The sequence below is a fragment of the Actinoalloteichus spitiensis RMV-1378 genome (assembly GCF_000239155.1).
Lineage (GTDB): Bacteria > Actinomycetota > Actinomycetes > Mycobacteriales > Pseudonocardiaceae > Actinoalloteichus_B > Actinoalloteichus_B spitiensis.
Genome location: NZ_AGVX02000343.1, coordinates 1 through 17,167, shown reverse-complemented (window position 1 = coordinate 17,167; position 17,167 = coordinate 1). Strand labels below are relative to the sequence as shown.

14 protein-coding genes and 1 tRNA gene are annotated in these 17,167 nt (G+C 71.7%); 6 read left to right on the top strand and 9 right to left on the bottom strand.

The annotated features are described in order from the left end of the window. Nucleotides 1-166: 166 nt before the first annotated feature. The 5 genes from ACTIDRAF_RS0215555 to ACTIDRAF_RS0215535 form a co-directional block, all read right to left on the bottom strand. A complete protein-coding gene (locus ACTIDRAF_RS0215555) occupies nucleotides 167-667 on the bottom strand; it encodes a MogA/MoaB family molybdenum cofactor biosynthesis protein (protein WP_085944859.1) in 501 nt (166 codons plus the stop codon). A gap of 188 nt (nucleotides 668-855) precedes the next feature. Continuing rightward, a complete protein-coding gene (locus ACTIDRAF_RS35340; protein ID WP_083886329.1) occupies nucleotides 856-2,454 on the bottom strand; it encodes a S1C family serine protease in 1,599 nt (532 codons plus the stop codon). A gap of 165 nt (nucleotides 2,455-2,619) precedes the next feature. After that, nucleotides 2,620-3,738, bottom strand: coding sequence for a galactose-1-phosphate uridylyltransferase (galT, locus tag ACTIDRAF_RS0215545; RefSeq protein ID WP_016699654.1), 1,119 nt, complete (start codon nucleotides 3,736-3,738; stop codon nucleotides 2,620-2,622). Between the two features lie 327 nt (nucleotides 3,739-4,065). Then, nucleotides 4,066-5,412 carry a sensor histidine kinase gene (locus ACTIDRAF_RS0215540; protein WP_052168855.1) on the bottom strand — a complete coding sequence of 449 codons (1,347 nt, stop codon included), beginning with the start codon at nucleotides 5,410-5,412 and terminating at the stop codon, nucleotides 4,066-4,068. Nucleotides 5,413-5,477: 65 nt separating this feature from the next. After that, complete coding sequence (locus ACTIDRAF_RS0215535) at nucleotides 5,478-6,182, bottom strand: response regulator transcription factor (protein WP_016699652.1); 705 nt, start codon at nucleotides 6,180-6,182, stop codon at nucleotides 5,478-5,480. A gap of 638 nt (nucleotides 6,183-6,820) precedes the next feature. Here ACTIDRAF_RS0215535 and ACTIDRAF_RS0215530 point away from each other — a divergent pair. Together ACTIDRAF_RS0215530 and ACTIDRAF_RS0215525 are read left to right on the top strand one after the other, a co-directional pair. Further along, nucleotides 6,821-8,281 carry a GGDEF domain-containing protein gene (locus ACTIDRAF_RS0215530; RefSeq protein ID WP_016699651.1) on the top strand — a complete coding sequence of 487 codons (1,461 nt, stop codon included), beginning with the start codon at nucleotides 6,821-6,823 and terminating at the stop codon, nucleotides 8,279-8,281. 164 nt (nucleotides 8,282-8,445) lie between these two features. Further along, nucleotides 8,446-8,518: transfer RNA gene (locus ACTIDRAF_RS0215525), tRNA-Arg, on the top strand. Nucleotides 8,519-8,622: 104 nt separating this feature from the next. Here the strand turns inward: ACTIDRAF_RS0215525 and ACTIDRAF_RS0215520 are convergent. Beyond that, the gene (locus ACTIDRAF_RS0215520) at nucleotides 8,623-9,045 is read right to left on the bottom strand and encodes a nuclear transport factor 2 family protein (protein WP_211215355.1); all 423 of its coding nucleotides are present in this window, start codon (nucleotides 9,043-9,045) and stop codon (nucleotides 8,623-8,625) included. 375 nt (nucleotides 9,046-9,420) lie between these two features. Between ACTIDRAF_RS0215520 and ACTIDRAF_RS0215515 the strand changes: the two genes are divergently transcribed. Next, nucleotides 9,421-10,359: an NADP-dependent oxidoreductase gene (locus tag ACTIDRAF_RS0215515; protein WP_039787534.1), complete on the top strand. Its 939-nt coding sequence runs from the start codon at nucleotides 9,421-9,423 to the stop codon at nucleotides 10,357-10,359. Nucleotides 10,360-10,390: 31 nt separating this feature from the next. Here the strand turns inward: ACTIDRAF_RS0215515 and ACTIDRAF_RS0215510 are convergent, their stop codons facing one another. Beyond that, nucleotides 10,391-10,813 (bottom strand): TIGR03668 family PPOX class F420-dependent oxidoreductase, encoded by a 423-nt coding sequence (locus ACTIDRAF_RS0215510; protein ID WP_016699648.1) that lies wholly within the window; start codon nucleotides 10,811-10,813, stop codon nucleotides 10,391-10,393. Nucleotides 10,814-10,822: 9 nt separating this feature from the next. Beyond that, nucleotides 10,823-11,101, bottom strand: coding sequence for a hypothetical protein (locus tag ACTIDRAF_RS0215505; RefSeq protein ID WP_016699647.1), 279 nt, complete (start codon nucleotides 11,099-11,101; stop codon nucleotides 10,823-10,825). A gap of 256 nt (nucleotides 11,102-11,357) precedes the next feature. Between ACTIDRAF_RS0215505 and ACTIDRAF_RS29110 the strand changes: the two genes are divergently transcribed. Beyond that, a complete protein-coding gene (locus tag ACTIDRAF_RS29110; RefSeq protein ID WP_016699646.1) occupies nucleotides 11,358-12,047 on the top strand; it encodes a vitamin K epoxide reductase family protein in 690 nt (229 codons plus the stop codon). Nucleotides 12,048-12,092: 45 nt separating this feature from the next. Here the strand turns inward: ACTIDRAF_RS29110 and ACTIDRAF_RS0215495 are convergent, their stop codons facing one another. After that, entirely contained in the window at nucleotides 12,093-12,911 is an 819-nt protein-coding gene (locus ACTIDRAF_RS0215495; RefSeq protein WP_016699645.1) for a VOC family protein, read from the bottom strand. Nucleotides 12,912-13,316: 405 nt separating this feature from the next. Between ACTIDRAF_RS0215495 and ACTIDRAF_RS0215490 the strand changes: the two genes are divergently transcribed. Both ACTIDRAF_RS0215490 and ACTIDRAF_RS29105 read left to right on the top strand, forming a co-directional pair. Next, nucleotides 13,317-15,119 carry an AMP-dependent synthetase/ligase gene (locus ACTIDRAF_RS0215490; protein ID WP_016699644.1) on the top strand — a complete coding sequence of 601 codons (1,803 nt, stop codon included), beginning with the start codon at nucleotides 13,317-13,319 and terminating at the stop codon, nucleotides 15,117-15,119. A gap of 770 nt (nucleotides 15,120-15,889) precedes the next feature. Next, the coding region (locus ACTIDRAF_RS29105; protein WP_016699643.1) for a GGDEF domain-containing protein at nucleotides 15,890-17,167 on the top strand (1,278 nt) is incomplete at its 3' end.

Here is a 17,167-nt window from a genome sequence, read left to right as displayed (position 1 = left end):
CGGCCGCCGATCGCGCCGGCACGGAGCGCACCGTCCGGGTCACCTCCGCGCGGGTCGGCGAGGAGGGCGGGGCCGGCCCCGCCCTCCTCGTTCCGTCGTTCCGGACCCGCCCGTCGGTCCCTCCTTCTTCGGTTCCGTCAGGGCTGGGGCGTCGTCCCCGTCGCGCTCACGGAGCGTCGAGGCTGGACAGCTCCTCGATCACGTGGGTGACCAGCGGCGTCAGCGTCGCCATCCCGTCACGCACGGCCGCCCGGGACCCGGCCAGGTTGACCACCAGCGTGCTCCCGGACACACCGACCAGGCCCCGGGAGACGCCCGCGTCCACCGCCCCGGCGGCCAGCCCGGAGGCGCGCAGGGCCTCCGCGATGCCCGGGATCGGCCGGTCGAGGACCCCGAGGGTGGCGTCCGGTGTGACGTCGCGCGGGGACACGCCGGTCCCCCCCACCGTCACCACGACGTCCACCCCGCCGATCACCGCCGTGTTCAGCGCGTTGCGGATGTCCACGACCTCGCCGGCCACGGCTACCGTGCCGTCCACGATGAAGCCGGCCTCCTCCAGGAGTTCGGTGACCAGCGGACCGATGGAGTCCCCGTGCTCCCCCTGTGCCACCCGGTCGTCGACGACCACGACGAGGGCTCGTCCCAAGCGCTGCGGGCTACGTTCCATGCGAGTCACCGTAGTGGGCGTGACCGGATCGAAGACCCTGGTGTCCACGATGTCGGTCGCCCAAGTCTGGTCGTTCCCCATCAACTACCACTCTCCGTAACCCAAGGTGGGCAAGTCGCCCGCATCTCCGTCAACCCTCCCCCGAGAGTGAACAGATCCTCCTCGTGGCCCAGCCACGCGTAGAGCCCTCACCCCACCGTCTCACTGCCCAGGGTGACCTGGATCTCCCGCTCGTCGCCGCCCTGCTTCCGGACCGTCAACGTCACCGTGGAGCCCGGCTCCTCCGAGCGGACGGCGGCGATCAACGCGTCGCTGCTCTGGATGACCCGGTCGTTCAGCTTGATGACCACGTCGCCCTCCTCGACGCCCGCCTCGGCGGCGGCGCCACCGGGGACGACCTGCGCCACGTCCGCCCCGTTCTGCCGGGACTCGACGGCGAGTTGAACCCCGAGGACCGCCCGGGTCGCCACACCGTTCTCCCGGAGCTCGTCGGCGATCCGCCGGGCCTGGTCGATCGGGATGGCGAAACCCAGTCCCACCGATCCCGCCTGTCCGGTACCCGCGCCCGGGCTGTAGATGGCGGAGTTGATGCCGATGACCCGTCCCTCCATGTCGACCAGCGGCCCACCCGAGTTGCCCGGGTTGATCGCCGCGTCGGTCTGGATGGCGTCGAGGACGGTGGCCTCGGTGCCCTGCTCGCCCCCCGCGCGCACCGGACGGTCGAGGGAGCTGATGATGCCGCTGGTGACCGTGCCGGTCAGCCCGAACGGGGAGCCGATCGCCACCGCGTCCTGCCCGACGGAGAGGTCGTCGGAGCGGCCGAGTTCCGCGGGGGTCAGGTCGGAGACGCCGCTGGCCTTCACGACGGCCAGGTCGGAGGAGGGGTCGCGACCGATGATCTCGGCGGGGGCGGTGGTGCCGTTGGCGAACGCCACCACGATCTGGCCCCCCTGAACGGCTGGTTCGACCACGTGGTTGTTCGTGAGGATCAGACCGTCCGAGCTGAGGACGACACCGGACCCCTCACCCGCTCCGCCCTGCCCCCGCACCTGGAGCTGGGTGACGCTCGGCAGTACCTTCTCCGCCACCTGCTGGACCGACCCCTCGGGGGCGTTGCTGGCGTTGCGGGCCGGCGGCTGCTGGTCGAGCGCGCTCACCGAGGAGTCGCCGCCGGCCCGTTCGCTGACGATCCACCCGGTGACGCCGCCACCGACGGCGCCGGCCAGCAGGGCCAGCGCGGCGACCCCCGCCGCCAACCGCCCCGCTCCGTTCTTCCGGCCACCGACCGTGGGGCGGTGGTGCTCCGGGGCGTGCCCGAACCCCCCGTCCGGCACCGGTTGGAACGGACCGGACTGGCCGCTACCGCCATGCGCTCCCGTCGAGCCGTACTGGCTGCCCGGGTACTGGTACTGGCCGCCGTGGTGCTGGGCCGAGGATGAGTAGGGCAACCCGTAGGGCGTGTACCGCTGGGGCGTCGACGGCTCCTGCTGGCCGCCCGGCCCCTGGTAACCGTGGCCTGGGGTGTCCTCGCCGGGACGCCTCGGGGTGGACTCCCACCCCTGCCGCCCGGCTCCCCCGGTCGTTCCGCCCTCGGTGGCCGGCGGTCCGCCCGGGGCGCCAGCCGTTCCCGACGCGCCCAACCCTTGGTCCGGGGGCTGGTGCCCCGCGGTGTCCTCGCTGGGGCCAGGCCGTGACGTGCGATCTGCCTCTCCCCCAGATCCCGCACCCGACGCGGGGTCCGGGGAACGGTCGGGATCGTTCTCCGGCTTCGAGGTCTCATCGCTCATGGGACAACTGTGCACCGTCCGGCTGAGAGTGGCCTGAGATCCTCCTTGGTTTCCGCACAGAGCGCGTCGGGACGCGCACGACCCCCGCCAGGGGAGGGCGCGCCGAGCCGCCCTCGGCGGAGCCAGCCCGCGCCGGAGGGAGCCAGGGGCTCTGGGCGGAGCCGGTCAGCCGAGCTCCCGGAGCCGCTGGGCCACCTGCTCCGGCAGCACGTCACCGATCCACACCGCCATCCCGGACTCCGAGCCGGCCAGGTATTTGAGCCGGTCGGGGCCGCGCAGCACGGAGAAGACCTCCAACCGCAACCAGGACAGCCCCCGGTCGGCCCGCACGGGGGCCTGGTGCCAACCGGCCACGTACGGCAGCGGCTGGTCGTGCAGCCGGTCGAGGCGCGCGAGCAGGTCGAGGTAGAGCGGGACGAACGCGTCCCGCTCCTCCGGGGTGAGCGAGGGCAGGTCGGCCACCTGCCGGCGGGGTACCAGCTGGACCTCGACCGGCCACCGCGCCGCCGCGGGGACGAACGCCGTCCAGTGCTCGTTCTCGGCGACGACCCGCACTCCGGCGGCCCGTTCCGCGTCGAGCACGTCGCCCAGCAGCGGACGGCCGTGGGCGGCGTGATGCCGTTCCGCCTGGGCCTGCAGGCGGGCGGTCCTGGGTGTGACGAAGGGGTAGCCGTAGATCTGGCCGTGCGGGTGGTGGAGGGTCACCCCGATCTGCTCGCCCCGGTTCTCGAAGCAGAACACCTCCTCGACACCGGGCGTCTCCGTGAGTGCCGCCGTCCGGTCCGCCCAGGCGTCCACGACGGTGCGGGCACGGGCCGGCGTCAGCTGGGCGAAGGAGGTGTCGTGGTCGGAGGTGAAGCAGACGACCTCGCAGCGGCCGACGGCTGGTCGCCCCGGCACCAGCGTGTGACCGCCGGCGCCGGCGAGCACGGTCTCGGTCCGTTCGTCTCCTACCGGCACCGGAACCCCGGGAGGGGTCCCGAAGGAGGGGAACCGGTTCTGGAAGACGACCACGTCGTAGTCCGGCTCCGGGATCTCGGTGGGGCGGTCGGGGGTGGACGGGCACAGCGGGCAGAGGTCCGCGGGCGGCTTGTAGGTGCGCGACTGGCGGTGGGCGGCGATCGCCACCCATTCGCCGCTGAGCGGATCCCGGCGCATCTCCGAGGCCGGCTGGTAGGGAGGCAGATCCCGGGTGTCGGTCGAGGCACGCATGGGCGCGTGGGGGTCGGCGTCGAAGTAGATGATCTCCCGGCCGTCCGCCAGCTGGGCGACTGTTCGCCGCACTCCGGTTCCTCCCCGTTCGCACACGTCCACGAGCGGCCCCGATCCTATGGCCGGTCCACCCCCAACCGGCCGGAACACGGGTCCGATAGTGGCCAGTCCCGCCGGTCCGGCCATGCCTGGCGGCACTCCCGAGGAGGCGGAGGAAGGGACTCCGGGCCCAACCCGGGCAGCCCCCACCCACTCCGGGGGAGCGGCCCCGGTGCCAGCCTACTCAGCTGATCCGGGGTGTTTCCACTGGTCACGGCCTCGCTGTTGACAACCAGCCGGTGTGGACAACACGGCTGAGCGGGCCGGTGCAGGCGGGTGACGCCGGCACCAGCACCGACGTCACGTGCCCGCCCGGCCGGGAAGCCGCAGCGTCAGCAGGGCGCCGCCGGTGTCGGCCCGCCCGGCGTGCACGGTGCCCCCGTGCCGCTCGGCGGCCTGGCTCACGATCGCCAGGCCGAGGCCCGACCCCGGCAGGGTCCTGGCCTCCGGGGACCGGTAGAAGCGTTCGAAGACGTGGGGCAGGTCGTCCGGAGCGATGCCCGGTCCGGAATCGGCCACCTCCACCCTGATGGTGGTCTCGTTCTCCGGGGTCATCGTCAGCTGCACCGTGCCCTCCGGGGGGCTCCACTTCGCGGCGTTGTCGAGCAGGTTGAGCACCGCGCGTTCCAGGGCGTTGGCGTCCCCCAGCAGGGTCCACGGGTACGGGCGGACCTCGAAGACGATGCCCGGTGCCCGCCGCCGCGCCCGGTCCAGCGCCCGTTCCACGACGTCGACCAGCTCGACCGGCTCGTGCACCACCTGCGGGGCGTCCTCCCGCGCGAGTTCCACGAGGTCCCCCACGAGGTTGGACAGTTCGTTGATCTGCGCTCGGACGTCCTCGTAGATCTCCATCCTGTCCTGCGGGGACAGCTGGGGGGCGTCGGGCTTGCTCGAGGCGACCAGCAGTTCGAGGTTGGTGCGCAGTGAGGTCAGCGGGGTGCGCAACTCGTGCCCGGCATCGGCCACCAGGCGCCGCTGCCGCTCCTGGGACTCGGCCACCGCCCCGAGCATCGTGTTGAAGCTCATCGTCATCCTGGCCAGCTCGTCGTCACCGGACACCACGATCGGTCTGAGGTCCCCGGTCGTGGTGACCCGTTCCGTCGCCGCCGTCAACCGCTCCACCGGTTTCAGCGCGGCCCTGGCCACCGCCGTCCCCGCGATGGCCGCGACGACGATGCCCGCGCCGCCGACGACGGCCAGCACCACCGAGAGCAGCCCCAGGGTGCTCCGGATCGAGTCGAGCGGCTGGGCGACGACCAACGCGGCCCCGGTGCCGATGGGCAGGGCGATGACCCTGGTGTCGGTGGCGGTGTCGGTGCGCAGCGAGCGGGGGAGCTCTCCCCGTGCCACCGCCAGTTCGGCCCGGCCCGTCGCCGGCGCCCGCGTACCCGCGGAGAGCACCTCTCCGCTGGCGTACACCAGGCCCAGCTGCACGTCGGAGGCCACCAGGACGACGGCCGGGGCGGAGCGGAGCTGGGACGCGGCCATCGACTCGCCGACGGCCTGCGTCGCCCGTTGGGTCAGGCTCCGGTCCAACTCGTCGTAGAGGCTCTTGTGCACGGCCAGGTAGGCGCCGAGGGAGACCAGTGCGACGGCCGCACCGACGCAGATGGCCGCGAGCATGCTGACCCGTGTCCGGAGGGCCATCCGCTGGTGCCAGTCGTTCCAGCGTTCGATGCCCACCGTGCGGTGGGGCGGCCGGTGGGCATCGTTCACGGAGGTGTCTCCCGCAGCACGTACCCGACCCCCCGCACCGTGTGGATGAGGCGTGGCTCACCACCGGCCTCGGTCTTGCGCCGCAGGTAGCCCACGTACACCTCCAACGCGTTGCCAGAGGTCGGGAAGTCGTAACCCCACACCTCCTCGAGGATGCGCGTCCTGGTCAGCACGCGCCGGGGATGGGCGATGAACAGTTCCAGCAACGCGAACTCGGTGCGGGTGAGGCTGATGCGCCGTTCCCCACGCCGGACCTCGCGTGTCGCGGTGTCCAGCTCGAGGTCCGCGAAGCTCAGCACGTCGACCTCGTCCTCGGCCTGGTTCGTCGGACCTCTCCTCCGCAGGAGCGCGCGCAGCCGAGCCAGGAGCTCCTCCAACGCGAAGGGCTTCGGCAGGTAGTCGTCGGCGCCCGCGTCCAGCCCGGCGACCCGGTCGGAGACGGCGTCCCTCGCGGTCAGCACGAGTATGGGCAGGTCGTCACCCACCCCGCGCAAGCGCCGGCACACCTCCAGCCCGTCCAGCCTCGGCATCATCACGTCGAGCACCATCGCGTCCGGGCGGGCCTCCGGGGCCAGCCCCATCACCGCGGCCAGCGCCTGCTGCCCGTCAGCGGCCAGCTCCACCTGGTAGCCGTTGAACCGCAACGACCTCCGCAACGACTCTCGTACGGCCCGGTCGTCGTCGACTACGAGGATGCGCATGAAGGCAGTGTTACCTTTCGCCCTGAGAGCGAGCTGAGAATCGTCGGTCGTGGCGCCGAGGCCACCGGACCCGCCGCGCCACCCCCGTGGGCGGCGACGCCGAGCCGGGGCCACGGCGGGCGCCTACTCCTGGTTCCGGCGGGGCGCACGCACGGTAACAGCGCGGTCCGGTTGTCGCGGCGGGCCCCGGGCGCCACCGGACCCTCCCGAGCGGGAATTGACCTCCAGGAAAAGACGGGTCGCGGGCGGTGCACCGATAACCGGCGGGGGCAAACGGCGGCCGTCGCCGACAGTTCCGGAGCGGGACAAACAGTTACACAGAGTTCCGGGCAAGCACCGGCACTACGCTGCGTCGTTCAGGCAAAAAAGGGGGTCCATTCCGTTCCGAACGGGAAGCAACACCACCCTTCGGCGACGGAGCAGCGAGGCCGTATGCTGCGCGGACACTGGTACGAGTGAACTTGTGGGCGCCGGACCACAACATGCTGGCACCTGTTCTTGGGCTACGCGCGTAGCCTGTCGACAACACCTGTGGGTACGAGCGAAGCCGAGGTGGAAAGTCGGTCAGGAGATGTCTGTCGGTGAGTGAGCACGACTATTCGCCGTTGACGGAGCATATTCCGTCACAGGACCGGAGGGTGCGGTTTCTCGTCGAGTCTGGGCAGACCGACGAAGCCAACACCCTGCTCGACGCGGTGCTCCAACAGCCGGACTCGCGCACGGGCTGGCACCGGGTGGCGATGTTGGTCAACCGGGCCATCGCGGCCTGGCGGTTGGACCGGCTCGCGCTGGCGCTGGAGCTGGCCGCCGAGGGCTGGACGGAGCTGGACGCGGAGCGTCCGGAAGGGCGCACCGCGGCGCACACCCTCGGCCTGCTCGGCCACCTCATCGACTCGATGGGGCACCGCAGAGCGGCGTTGGACATGCTGCGCCTCTCGGTCGAGGTCGCCAGGGGGACCGAGGACGCCGAGACCGTGGCGGCCTGCCTCCAGCGTCTCGGCGGGACGCTGAACATGCTCGCGCTGGAGGAGGCCACCGAGAACGCGGGAGCGGTGTTCGCCGAGTCGAGGAGCCTCCTCGCGGAGGGGCTGGCCCTGGTCGAGGGTGGCCGGGTGCACCGCAGCCTGCTGGTGGCGCACGCCCGGTCGCTGGTGGGCGCGGGGCGGCTCAGCGAGGCCGAGGAGGAGTGCTCCCACGCGCTGCTGCTCGCCGAGGAGGCGGGCGACGGGTGGGCGGCGGCCACGGCGCGGTGGGTGCTGGCCTGCTCGGCGCGGGACCGGCACGACCTGGTCCCGGCGCGGGGGCTGGCCGCCGAGGCGCTGGACGGTGTGGAACGGACCGGCGACACCACGCTGATCCACCGGTTCGCCGAGGACCTCGCCGACATCTGCGCCGCGCTGGATGACCACCGGGGCGAGGCGCGGGCGCTGCGGCGGGGCCTCGCGGCGAGCCGGAAGGTGACGGACACGCTCAAGGAGGCCCTGGGGCAGGCGTTGGAACAGCGGCGGCTGGCGGTGCAGGCGCACCGGGCCGCGGTGGCCGCCCGGGAGGCGGCGGCCCGCGATCCGCTGACGGGGTTGGTGAACCGGCTCGGCCTGGAGCGCAGCGCGCCTCGGCTCATCAAGCGCACCGCGTCCAAGGGGCGCGTTCCGTGGCTGGTGCTGGTGGACGTCGACTGGTTCAAGGACGTCAACGACGATGCCGGTCACGCGGCGGGGGACGCGGCGCTGAGGGAGATCGCGCAGCTGTTGCGGCGGGAGTGCCGGGCGGACGACCTGGTCGCCCGGTGGGCGGGGGACGAGTTCGTCATCCTGCTCGTGGACGCCACGGAGAACAGGCTCGACGCGGGACCCGTGGTGGCGGAACGGATCCGGGCCGCCGTCGACACCCACGACTGGCGCACGGTGCTGGGCAAGACGACTCGGCCTCCGACGGTCAGCATCGGGGTGGCCGCCGGCCCGTCCCAGCTCGACCAGCTGTTCACCGCGGCGGATGTCGCGCTGTACCGGGCGAAGCAGCAGGGCCGCAACCGGGTCGAGGTACAGCCTCCCCCGGAGGACAAGGGGTTCGCGCCACGGCAGAGCCTGAGTCCGAGCTGAGCACGCTCGGCCGGCTCGCCGCGCCGGTGCGGCCGGGTCGTTCCCCCCGGGGCCGGGCCGCCACCGGTGCGTCCGGTGGCGGCCCGGCTCCCACGGGGAAGTCGCGGCACGATAGGCTGGGCGCGTCACCGAGCGCCTCACACGGTGTTCGGCGTGACGGGTAGGGCCTCGTAGCTCAGGGGATAGAGCACCGCTCTCCTAAAGCGGGTGTCGCTGGTTCGAATCCAGCCGGGGCCACACAGGTCGTCAGCCACCGCGTGCCGCGGGTTCGGCCAGCAGAGCGTCCCCCTCCCCTGGTGCGCCTTCCGAGACCGGGAGACACGGTGCCGTGGGTGTCGGGATCAGCCCCAGCCGCCCTGGACCATCGTCTGGAAGTACCAGCGCCCCTCCCTCCTGACCAGCAGGTCGCCGTACCGCATCCGGTGCCGCACCCCGCCGTGGGTGTAGGTCGCGTCCGTGACGACGAACACCAGCGAACGGCTCAGGAAGTGCGGCGTGCGCACCGACTCCATCCGGGCACCGTCGCCGATGACCTCCGTCATCTCTCGGACGTACTGCTCCCGGTCGCTCCAGGAGGCGCTTCCGTTGCCCTCCGCGTCGTCCGTGACGGAGTTCAACGGGAACATCGCCAGGTCCGCCATGCGCTCGATCTGCGCGGTCGCGGCGAGTTCGTCGTAGTCGTCGAACCAGGCGAGCACGCTGGCGACGTCCTCGGGGCTGGGCTCGAACACGGGGTCCTCGGGGGTGGTCTTCGCCATCGCCATCCTTCGTACGGTGTACGGTACGACGTACACCGTACAGGCTCTCGGCCAGGAACGCCGATCCTGCGACCGGCCGTCGTCGCGGGACGGGTCCGAGGGCGGCTGAGGGGGTCACGGCGCCGGTACCGTCCCAGCCGGTGGCCGGGGGCCTGACGGGACGGGTCATGGTGACGACCGGCTGGGTCGACGCCGGGAGCACCGGAGCCGGGGTGGTGCGTGCCCGCCGCCAGCCGGGGCGGGACCGACCGCTCGGGGGTTTCGCTCCCGACGGCTCGTGCCCCGCCCCCGACCCCGCCAGTCCCCACTCCGGGCACTGCGGTCGCGGCCACCGGACGGCGGAGCGACCATGCGTGGTGAAGGCCGGTGAAGGAGGCAACCGTGCGAGCTCTCGTGGCCACCGACTACGGCGCCCTCGACGAGGCGCTCGTCCTCGCGTCCGTCCCCGAACCGGTGCCGGCTCCCGGCCAGGTCCTCGTCCAGGTGCGGGCGGCGGCGCTCAACCCGCTGGACCTCGCCCTGATCCTCGGTTCGATGCGGGAGCAGATGCCGATCGCGCACCCCTTCACGGTGGGGATGGACGCGGCGGGAGTCGTCGTCGCGGTCGGTGACGGGGTCCACGACCACGCTCCCGGTGACGAGGTCCTCGGGTACTCGGCCTTCGTGTCCGGCACCGTCGCGGAGTACACGCTCATCGAGTCCGGCCCCTACCTGGCCAGCCGACCGCCCGGTCTTGACCCGGTGCGGGCCGCCGGTGTGCCCGAGTCCGGGCTGACCGCGACCCACCTGCTGCGCGCGGCCGGCCTGAGACCCGGCTCCTCCATGCTGGTGATCGGCGCCACCGGTGGTGTCGGCCTCTACACCGTCCAACTGGCCACGGCGGCCGGTGTGGAGGTGTTCGCCACCGGGAAGCCCGCCGACCGCGACTACGTGCGTTCCCTGGGTGCGGTGGAGATGGTCGACTACACGCGGGGCCGGGTCGTTCGGGACGCCCTCGCCCTCCGCCCGGACGGGGTCGACGTGGTGCTGGACCTGGTCAACGCCGGGCCCGACATCCTCGCCAGCGCCGAGGCGGTCCGCCCCGGCGGGCGGGTGGTCTCGCCCCTCGGAGGGCCGACCGAGCTGGGGAGGGGCGTGACGGCGCACTACATCGGCCAGATGACGCCCCGCCCCGGTGATCTCGCCGAGCTCGCCACCCGGGCGGCGTCCGGGCGCCTCCGGGTCGAGGTGGGAGCCGTGTACCCGCTCGACGAGGCGAAGCAGGCCGTGACCGACTTCGCCAGCCGCCACATCCACGGCAAGGTCGTCGTCCGGATTTGAGACCGGCGGACGGGACCCCGCCGGCGACCGGTCAGGCGGCGGTCCAGCCGCTCCAGCGGCGGATCCGGAGCACGATCAGCGTCCCGAAGGGATCGGCGTCCCGGTACTGCGGGTACTTCGCCCGCAACGCCTCCACAGCCTCCTCGTCCGGCTGTTCCCGGATCTCGGCGACTCCGTCCGCGCGGACCCACCACAGCGTCGACCAGTCCGGGTCGTAGGAATCGACCAGCGCGCTGATCCGGGCGTTGTCCCGGATGTTGTCGAGTCGGCGGAGCCGACGGCCGCTCTTCGGTTTCCGGTCCACGGCGGTGACGAACACGTCCGGGTCGTACCCGAGTACGGCGAAGGTGAAGGGAACGAGGTGGGGTTGGCCACCGCCGCTCACGGTGGCCAACCTCGCGACCGGGCTGCCCGCGAACCGGGAGCGGCACTGCTCCGACGTCAGCGTCGGCATCGTGCCCCGTTACCGCCCGGCCCCCAGCGGAGGCTCGGACGCCTCCGCGTAACGCTGCCGCACCCGCCGGTGGACGACGTACCCGACCGGGACGCCCACCGCCGCGCAGACCAGCAGCGGGATGAGCGGAACGACCAGCACGAAGGAAATACCGAGAATCGCGAGCGCCAGGATCATCGTCCGCATTCCGACCCTGGTGAGCATGGCGCCGACCGCGCCGCTGAAAAGGACCACGAACGCCCCGACGAAAAGAACCGGGACGAGATGGGCCTCGATGAAGCCTCCCACCGATCTACTCCCTGATCGCCACTGTCACCGCCCTGCTTCCCCCTCACCACCCTATCGCCGGGCGGTGGGTGAACGTTGCGGGACGCCGCCGCCCCGCCGTGATCGTCGGAGGCGGAACCCGAGCGGCGGGGCGACCGGAGGGACGTGGGCGCTGCCACCGAGTGGCCCTGACCGCAGCGTGAACCGGAGCAATCCACCCGATCGGTACCGCTTGACAGGGCTGGGAGGCCGTGGCACGGGTCTAAACTTGCCGCTGATGTCCGAACAGCTGACCACCCACACCGTCGACCCCGGGGCCCCCTCGGGGAAGGCCCCGACCGACTCCGAGGAGCCGGACCGGACCCGGGCGGGAGGTCTCCCCGACGGCCCCTCCCCCGCGCGCGGTCTCGGCTGGCTGCTGACGGTCGGGGGTTTCCTCGGGCTGCTCGCCTCGTTCGTGCTCATGGTCGAGCGGATCGAACTGCTCAAGGACCCGCTCTACATCCCGTCGTGCAGCCTCGACGCCGTGTTGAGCTGCGGCTCGGTGATGACCACCCCCCAGGCGGCGCTCTTCGGCTTCCCGAACCCCCTCCTCGGCGTCGCAGCCTTCCCGGTCGTGGTGACCGTGGGCGCGGCGGTGCTCGCCGGGGCCCGACTGCCCCGGTGGTTCTGGCTGGGGCTTCAGCTGGGGGCCGCGCTGGGCACGGTGTTCGTGCACTGGCTGATGTTCCAGAGCTTCTTCAACATCTCGGCCCTGTGCCCCTACTGCATGGTGGTGTGGGCGGTGACCGTGCCGATCTTCTGGTACACGACCACCCACAACATCGAGCGCGGGCACCTGCGGCTCGGCGCGTTCGGCCGGGGGCTGGTCGCCTACCGGGGGGCGGTGATGGCGGCGTGGACGCTCTCCGTCGTCGGCCTCGTCGTGGCGGTGTTCTGGAACCACTGGAGCCAGTTGTTGTCCTGACCGCCCTGGGGCTGGCACCGGACCCGGTGCCAGCCGTCGCCCGACTCAGTCGTCGTAGGGGTCGTGGTCCTGCCCCCAGCCCACGGCCCGGGACTGGTCGAGCAGGGCGACCCGTGCGCCGGCTGTGTCCCGGATCACCGCGACCCGGCCGTACGAGCCGTCGAAGGGGTCGACCCTGACCTCGGCTCCCGCCGCCACGGCGCGGCGCAGCACGTCGTCGACACCGTCCTCGGGGCGGACGCCCAGGTAGATGAGCCAGTGGGGTTTGGTGCGGACCGCGTCCGGGACCATCCGCACCCGGGCCAGCACCGACTCGCCACCGGAGTACCAGACGGCGAAGTCCGCGGTCGGCCCGCGGCCGTGCTGGTCGATGCGGAAGTCGAAGAGGCCGCCGTAGAACTCGTCCGCCGTCCTCGGGCCGGTCGTGACGAGCTCGCCCCACATCAACGAGCCGGGCACCCCGACGTGGAACTGCCAGCTCCGGCTGGCGCGGAGGAACCCGAACTCGGCGAGGTGGGGGTCACGGGCGACGGCCCGCAGTCCGACGCCAGGAACCTCCGTGCTCGACCGCAACAGCCTTCCCCCCGTCTCACGCACCCGCTCGGAGGTGCGTTCGACGTCGTCAGCCGCCAGGTACAGCGTCCAGGCGGGGGCGCTGCCCTGGCTGGGGCAGAGCCCCGCGACCGGGTAGCCGTCGAGCAGGGCGAGCGTGTAGCCGTCCTCCTGGTGGTACTCCCAGCCGAACAGCCGGTGGTAGAAGTCCTCGGCGGCCGGGAGGTCCGGGGTTCGCAGGTCGATCCAACAGGGCAGCCCGGCGGGCAGGCTTCCGTAGAGCAGGTCGGTTCCGGTCTCGAGAACGGGCACAGCGCTTCACCTCCGCACACCGGCTTTCGGTAGCTCCGAACGAGGTCTCCCCGGTGCGCGTGGATCATTATCAACGGAGTTGACCTTGAGTTGACCAGACCAACGATGTTTCACCGAGCTGGACGTGGCGAGCGTGACCAGGATGTGACCGGCGGCCATACCGGCCGCGGGAGCCTCGACCTCCCACTCGTTCGGCGTAATGCCTGCGTGGAGGCCTGCGCGCCGTGACAGCGGCGGCGACCGAACGACGGAACCATCGAGCCATCAGGGCAAAGTCTTGCCCAATCGACGACTTCCGGACACGATACGTTCCTGGCCTGCCATCGACGGGAGGGCGGTGGACTCACCTTGAGACCGTGGGGCGGGCAGGCCCAGCGCAGCCGCTGACGTCGCGAGGAGTCCGCAGTGAGAGAGTTCAGCCTTCCGTCCCTGGCCGACGACGAGGTGTCCGGTGGCCTGGCCGAGATCGTCTACCAGAACGCCGAACGCGAGGGTGACCGGCCGGTCTACGCCAGGAAGGTCGGCACGGTGTGGCGGGATGTCACCGCCCGCCAGTTCCGCGACGAGGTCACCTCGGTCGCCAGGGGTCTGATCGCCGACGGGGTGCAGCAGGGCGACCGGGTCGCCCTGCTGTCGAGGAGCCGCTACGAGTGGGCACTGCTCGACTTCGCGATCCTCGCCATCGGCGCCGTCACCGTGCCCATCTACGCGACGTCGTCGGTCGAGCAGATCAGGTGGATCCTCTCCGACTCGGGGGCGACCACGCTGATCGTCGAGACGGCGGAGCTGGCGGCGACCGCCGAGTCGGTGCGTGCCGACCTTCCCACGCTCAAGCGGGTCTGGACCATCGACGACGGCGCCGTGGAGGCGATCGTGGCGTTGGGAGCGGACAGCAGCGACGACGAGGTCACCGCCCGCCGTTCCGCGACGCCGACCAGCGCGACCGCCACCATCATCTACACCTCCGGGACGACGGGGAACCCGAAGGGGTGCGTGCTGACGCACTCCAACTTCTACGCGGAGATCGACAACGGCATCGGCGCGCTCCCCCAGCTCTTCCGGGGGGAGAACGGGGTGGAGCCCTCGACCCTGCTGTTCCTGCCCACCGCCCACGTCTTCGGCCGGATGGTGCACTTCGCCGTCGCGAGGGCGGCGGCCAGGACGGCGTTCACTCCGGACATCGCGGAGGTGAGCGGGGATCTCCAGACGTTCCGCCCCACCTTCATCCTCTCCGTCCCGCACGTGCTGGAGAAGGTGTACAACCGGGCCCAGCAGAAGGCCGCCTCCGAGGGCAAGGGGCGGATCTTCGCGATCGCGGCGAAGACCGCCGCGCAGTACAGCAAGTCGCTCGACGCGGGACGCACCCCGCTGACGCTGCGGCTCAAGCACGCGGTGTTCGACCGGCTGGTGTACGCGAAGCTGCGGGCCGCGCTCGGCGGCCGGCTCCGCCACGTCATCTCCGGTGGTTCGGCGTTGGGGGAACGGTTGAGCCACTTCTACCGCGGCATCGGCGTCCAGGTCTTCGAGGGGTACGGGCTGACCGAGACCACGGCGGCGGCGACGGTGAACTCCCCGGAGCGGGTGAAGCTCGGGACCGTTGGTCAGCCGCTGCCGGGGCACTCCGTCCGGATCGCCGACGACGGCGAGGTCCAGGTACGCGGCCCCGTCGTGTTCGGGGAGTACTGGAACGCGAGGGAGGCCACGTCGGAGGCGCTGCGGGACGGCTGGTTCAACACCGGCGACCTCGGTGAGCTGGACTCCGACGGCTACCTGCGGATCACCGGGCGCAAGAAGGAGATGTTGGTGACCCTGGGGGGCAAGAACGTCGCTCCCGCGACCATCGAGGACCGGGTCAGGGCGCACCCCTTGATCAGCAACTGCCTGGTCGTCGGTGACGGTCGCCCCTTCATCGCCGCGCTGATCACCCTGGACCCCGAGGGCTTCGCCCAGTGGAAGGCCGACCGCAAACGCCAGGCTGACGCGAAGATCGCCGACCTGCTGGAGGACGCGGAGCTGCTGGCGACGGTCCAGGAGGCCGTGGACCGGGGGAACCGGGCGGTGTCCCGCGCCGAGTCGGTGCGCAAGTTCCGGGTCCTCGACACGGACTTCACGATCGCCGGCGGCCACGTCACGCCCTCGCTGAAACTGCGTCGCGCCGCGATCACCAAGGATTTCGCGGCCGAGATCGAGGCGCTTTACGCCAAGTAGTCCCGCGCCTTCGAACAAAAGGCGCAGCGGCACCGGGGCCGCCCTCCGCGGGGGAACAATCTCCATGTGAAGGGCGGCCTCACGCCGTCACCGCGGGTTCTCCCGCGCGCCCACCACCCGGAGCTCCCATTGTTGGCGAATCGGGCGGGACGTGATCCCACGCTTGGCCCAGCCGGCGTCGGGTACTGGTGCTGTATCTTCGGCAACGGGTGTCATCCCGGTCAGTAGACTCGTCCGCGTGCGTTCTCCGGGAGGTACGTCGTGACCAATCAGAGTGATTGGCCTTCGACGGGTGTCGACGTCGTCGAACCAGTGGGCACGACCAGGACCGGCACCCATTTCCCGCCCCGTCGCGGCACGTGGGACGCCCTCGCCGGGCCCGTCCGCGACCTCGCAGCGCGTGCCGAGGCGCCGGCCGCGTCCGGACGGGCCGGACGCCCCGACCAGGGCCGGCGGCCGGTCCACGGCCGCCAGCGGCGCCCGACCGCGCGCAGGGGCGCCTCTCCGCGCGCACCCGGCGGGGCCGAGGTGGTGGACGATGTCCTGGCTGGTCAGCGGCGCGCGCCCCGCTCGAGCCGGTCGGGGAGCGGCGGCGCCGTGGCGGCAGACCGGCACGGCCGCCGAGGCCCGTCGAGCGCCCCACCCGCCCGGAGGACCTCCGCCGCCGGTCACCGGACGCCGTCTCGGGAGGACACGGCGTACCGCCTCCCGGCGAGCCACCCACCACCGGTGGGCACCGGGAGGACCGACCGCTGGAGCCGTGTGACACCGTGACCGAGAACGTGAGCGAGATGGACCCCGAACCAGACGGACCGGACACCGCGCGGGACGTTCCTTTCGCCGAGCAGTGGGCGGACGGGATCTACCTGACCAGTTACGCGCCGCTGTCCCGCGACGAGACAATCGAGTTCCTCGCCGATCTGGCGGATGATCTGCGAAACGCACTGCTGAATGGAAAATCCTCCACGCGGGCCGTGGAGGATGCGGGTCGAGCGCTGATTGACAGGAATTTCACCAGTTCCGCGACGCTGTCACGCAGCCTCACCCTGATCGGCCGCGAGCTGCCCCGAATCCTGGAATTGCCGGACTCACCGGAGAACCGCGCGAGAATCGCCACCGTTCAGGGTGCGCTGGCGGCTGGTTTCACGGAGGCGCTGCGCAAACACGTCTTCGACAAGCAGGAGGCGCTCAAGGCCGCGATGGTCAACGCCCGCGAACAGGCGGAGGAGGCCCTGCGGGACAGCGAGCAGCGGTTCCGGACCGTGTTCAACTCGGCCGCCAGCGGCGTGGCCACCATCAACCTCAACGGGCGGTTCAAGAGCACCAACCCCGCCATGCTCCAGCTGCTGCGGATGAGTGAGGACGAGCTGCTGGCCAGTGATCTCTTCGACCTGGTCCACGCCGAGGACGTCGACAAGATCCGCTCCAACATGCTGGAGCAGGCGGTGGGCCGGATCGACGACCGCTTCCGGCTGGTCGTGCGCTTCCTGCTCAACCAGGACGAGCCGATCTGGACCAGGGTCGCGGTCTCCCTGGTGCGGGACCACGATGGCTCCCCCGACTACCACGTCGTGCTGGTCGAGGACCTCAGCGACGTGTACCTGCTCCAGGAACACCTGCGCTACCAGGTGTCGCACGACCAGTTGACGGGTCTGCGCAACCGGTCGGTGTTGCTGTCCACCCTGGAGCGGGTCCTCGCCGAGCTGCGCCCGGCCGGACGGGTCGCGCTCTGCCAGTTCGGCATCGACGGGTTCGGGCTGCTCAACGAGGGGCTCGGGCACGAGGCCGGTGACGAGGTGCTGCGCACGGTGGCGCGGCGGCTGCGTGACCACTTCCGGGAGCACGGTGGCATGGTGGCGCGGCTCGACGGCGACGAGTTCGCGGTGCTCATCGCGCGTTCCCCCGGTGCCGCCGAGACGGCGGCGGTGGTCGAACGCGCGTTGGACGTGGTGAGCGAGCCGATGACGGTGCTCGGCGAGGAGATCGCCGTGTCCGCCAGCGCTGGCCTGGTGGAAAGGGTGGTCGGCGACCTGCAGCCGCTCCAGCTG

Coding starts and splice junctions, on each gene's coding strand:
- ACTIDRAF_RS0215555 (WP_085944859.1), bottom strand. CDS start 667: ATGGAACGTAGCCCGCAGCGCTTGGGACGAGCCCTCGTCGTGGTCGTC.
- ACTIDRAF_RS35340 (WP_083886329.1), bottom strand. CDS start 2,454: ATGAGCGATGAGACCTCGAAGCCGGAGAACGATCCCGACCGTTCCCCG.
- ACTIDRAF_RS0215540 (WP_052168855.1), bottom strand. CDS start 5,412: ATGGCCCTCCGGACACGGGTCAGCATGCTCGCGGCCATCTGCGTCGGT.
- ACTIDRAF_RS0215535 (WP_016699652.1), bottom strand. CDS start 6,182: ATGCGCATCCTCGTAGTCGACGACGACCGGGCCGTACGAGAGTCGTTG.
- ACTIDRAF_RS0215520 (WP_211215355.1), bottom strand. CDS start 9,045: ATGGCGATGGCGAAGACCACCCCCGAGGACCCCGTGTTCGAGCCCAGC.
- ACTIDRAF_RS0215510 (WP_016699648.1), bottom strand. CDS start 10,813: ATGCCGACGCTGACGTCGGAGCAGTGCCGCTCCCGGTTCGCGGGCAGC.
- ACTIDRAF_RS29110 (WP_016699646.1), top strand. CDS start 11,358: ATGTCCGAACAGCTGACCACCCACACCGTCGACCCCGGGGCCCCCTCG.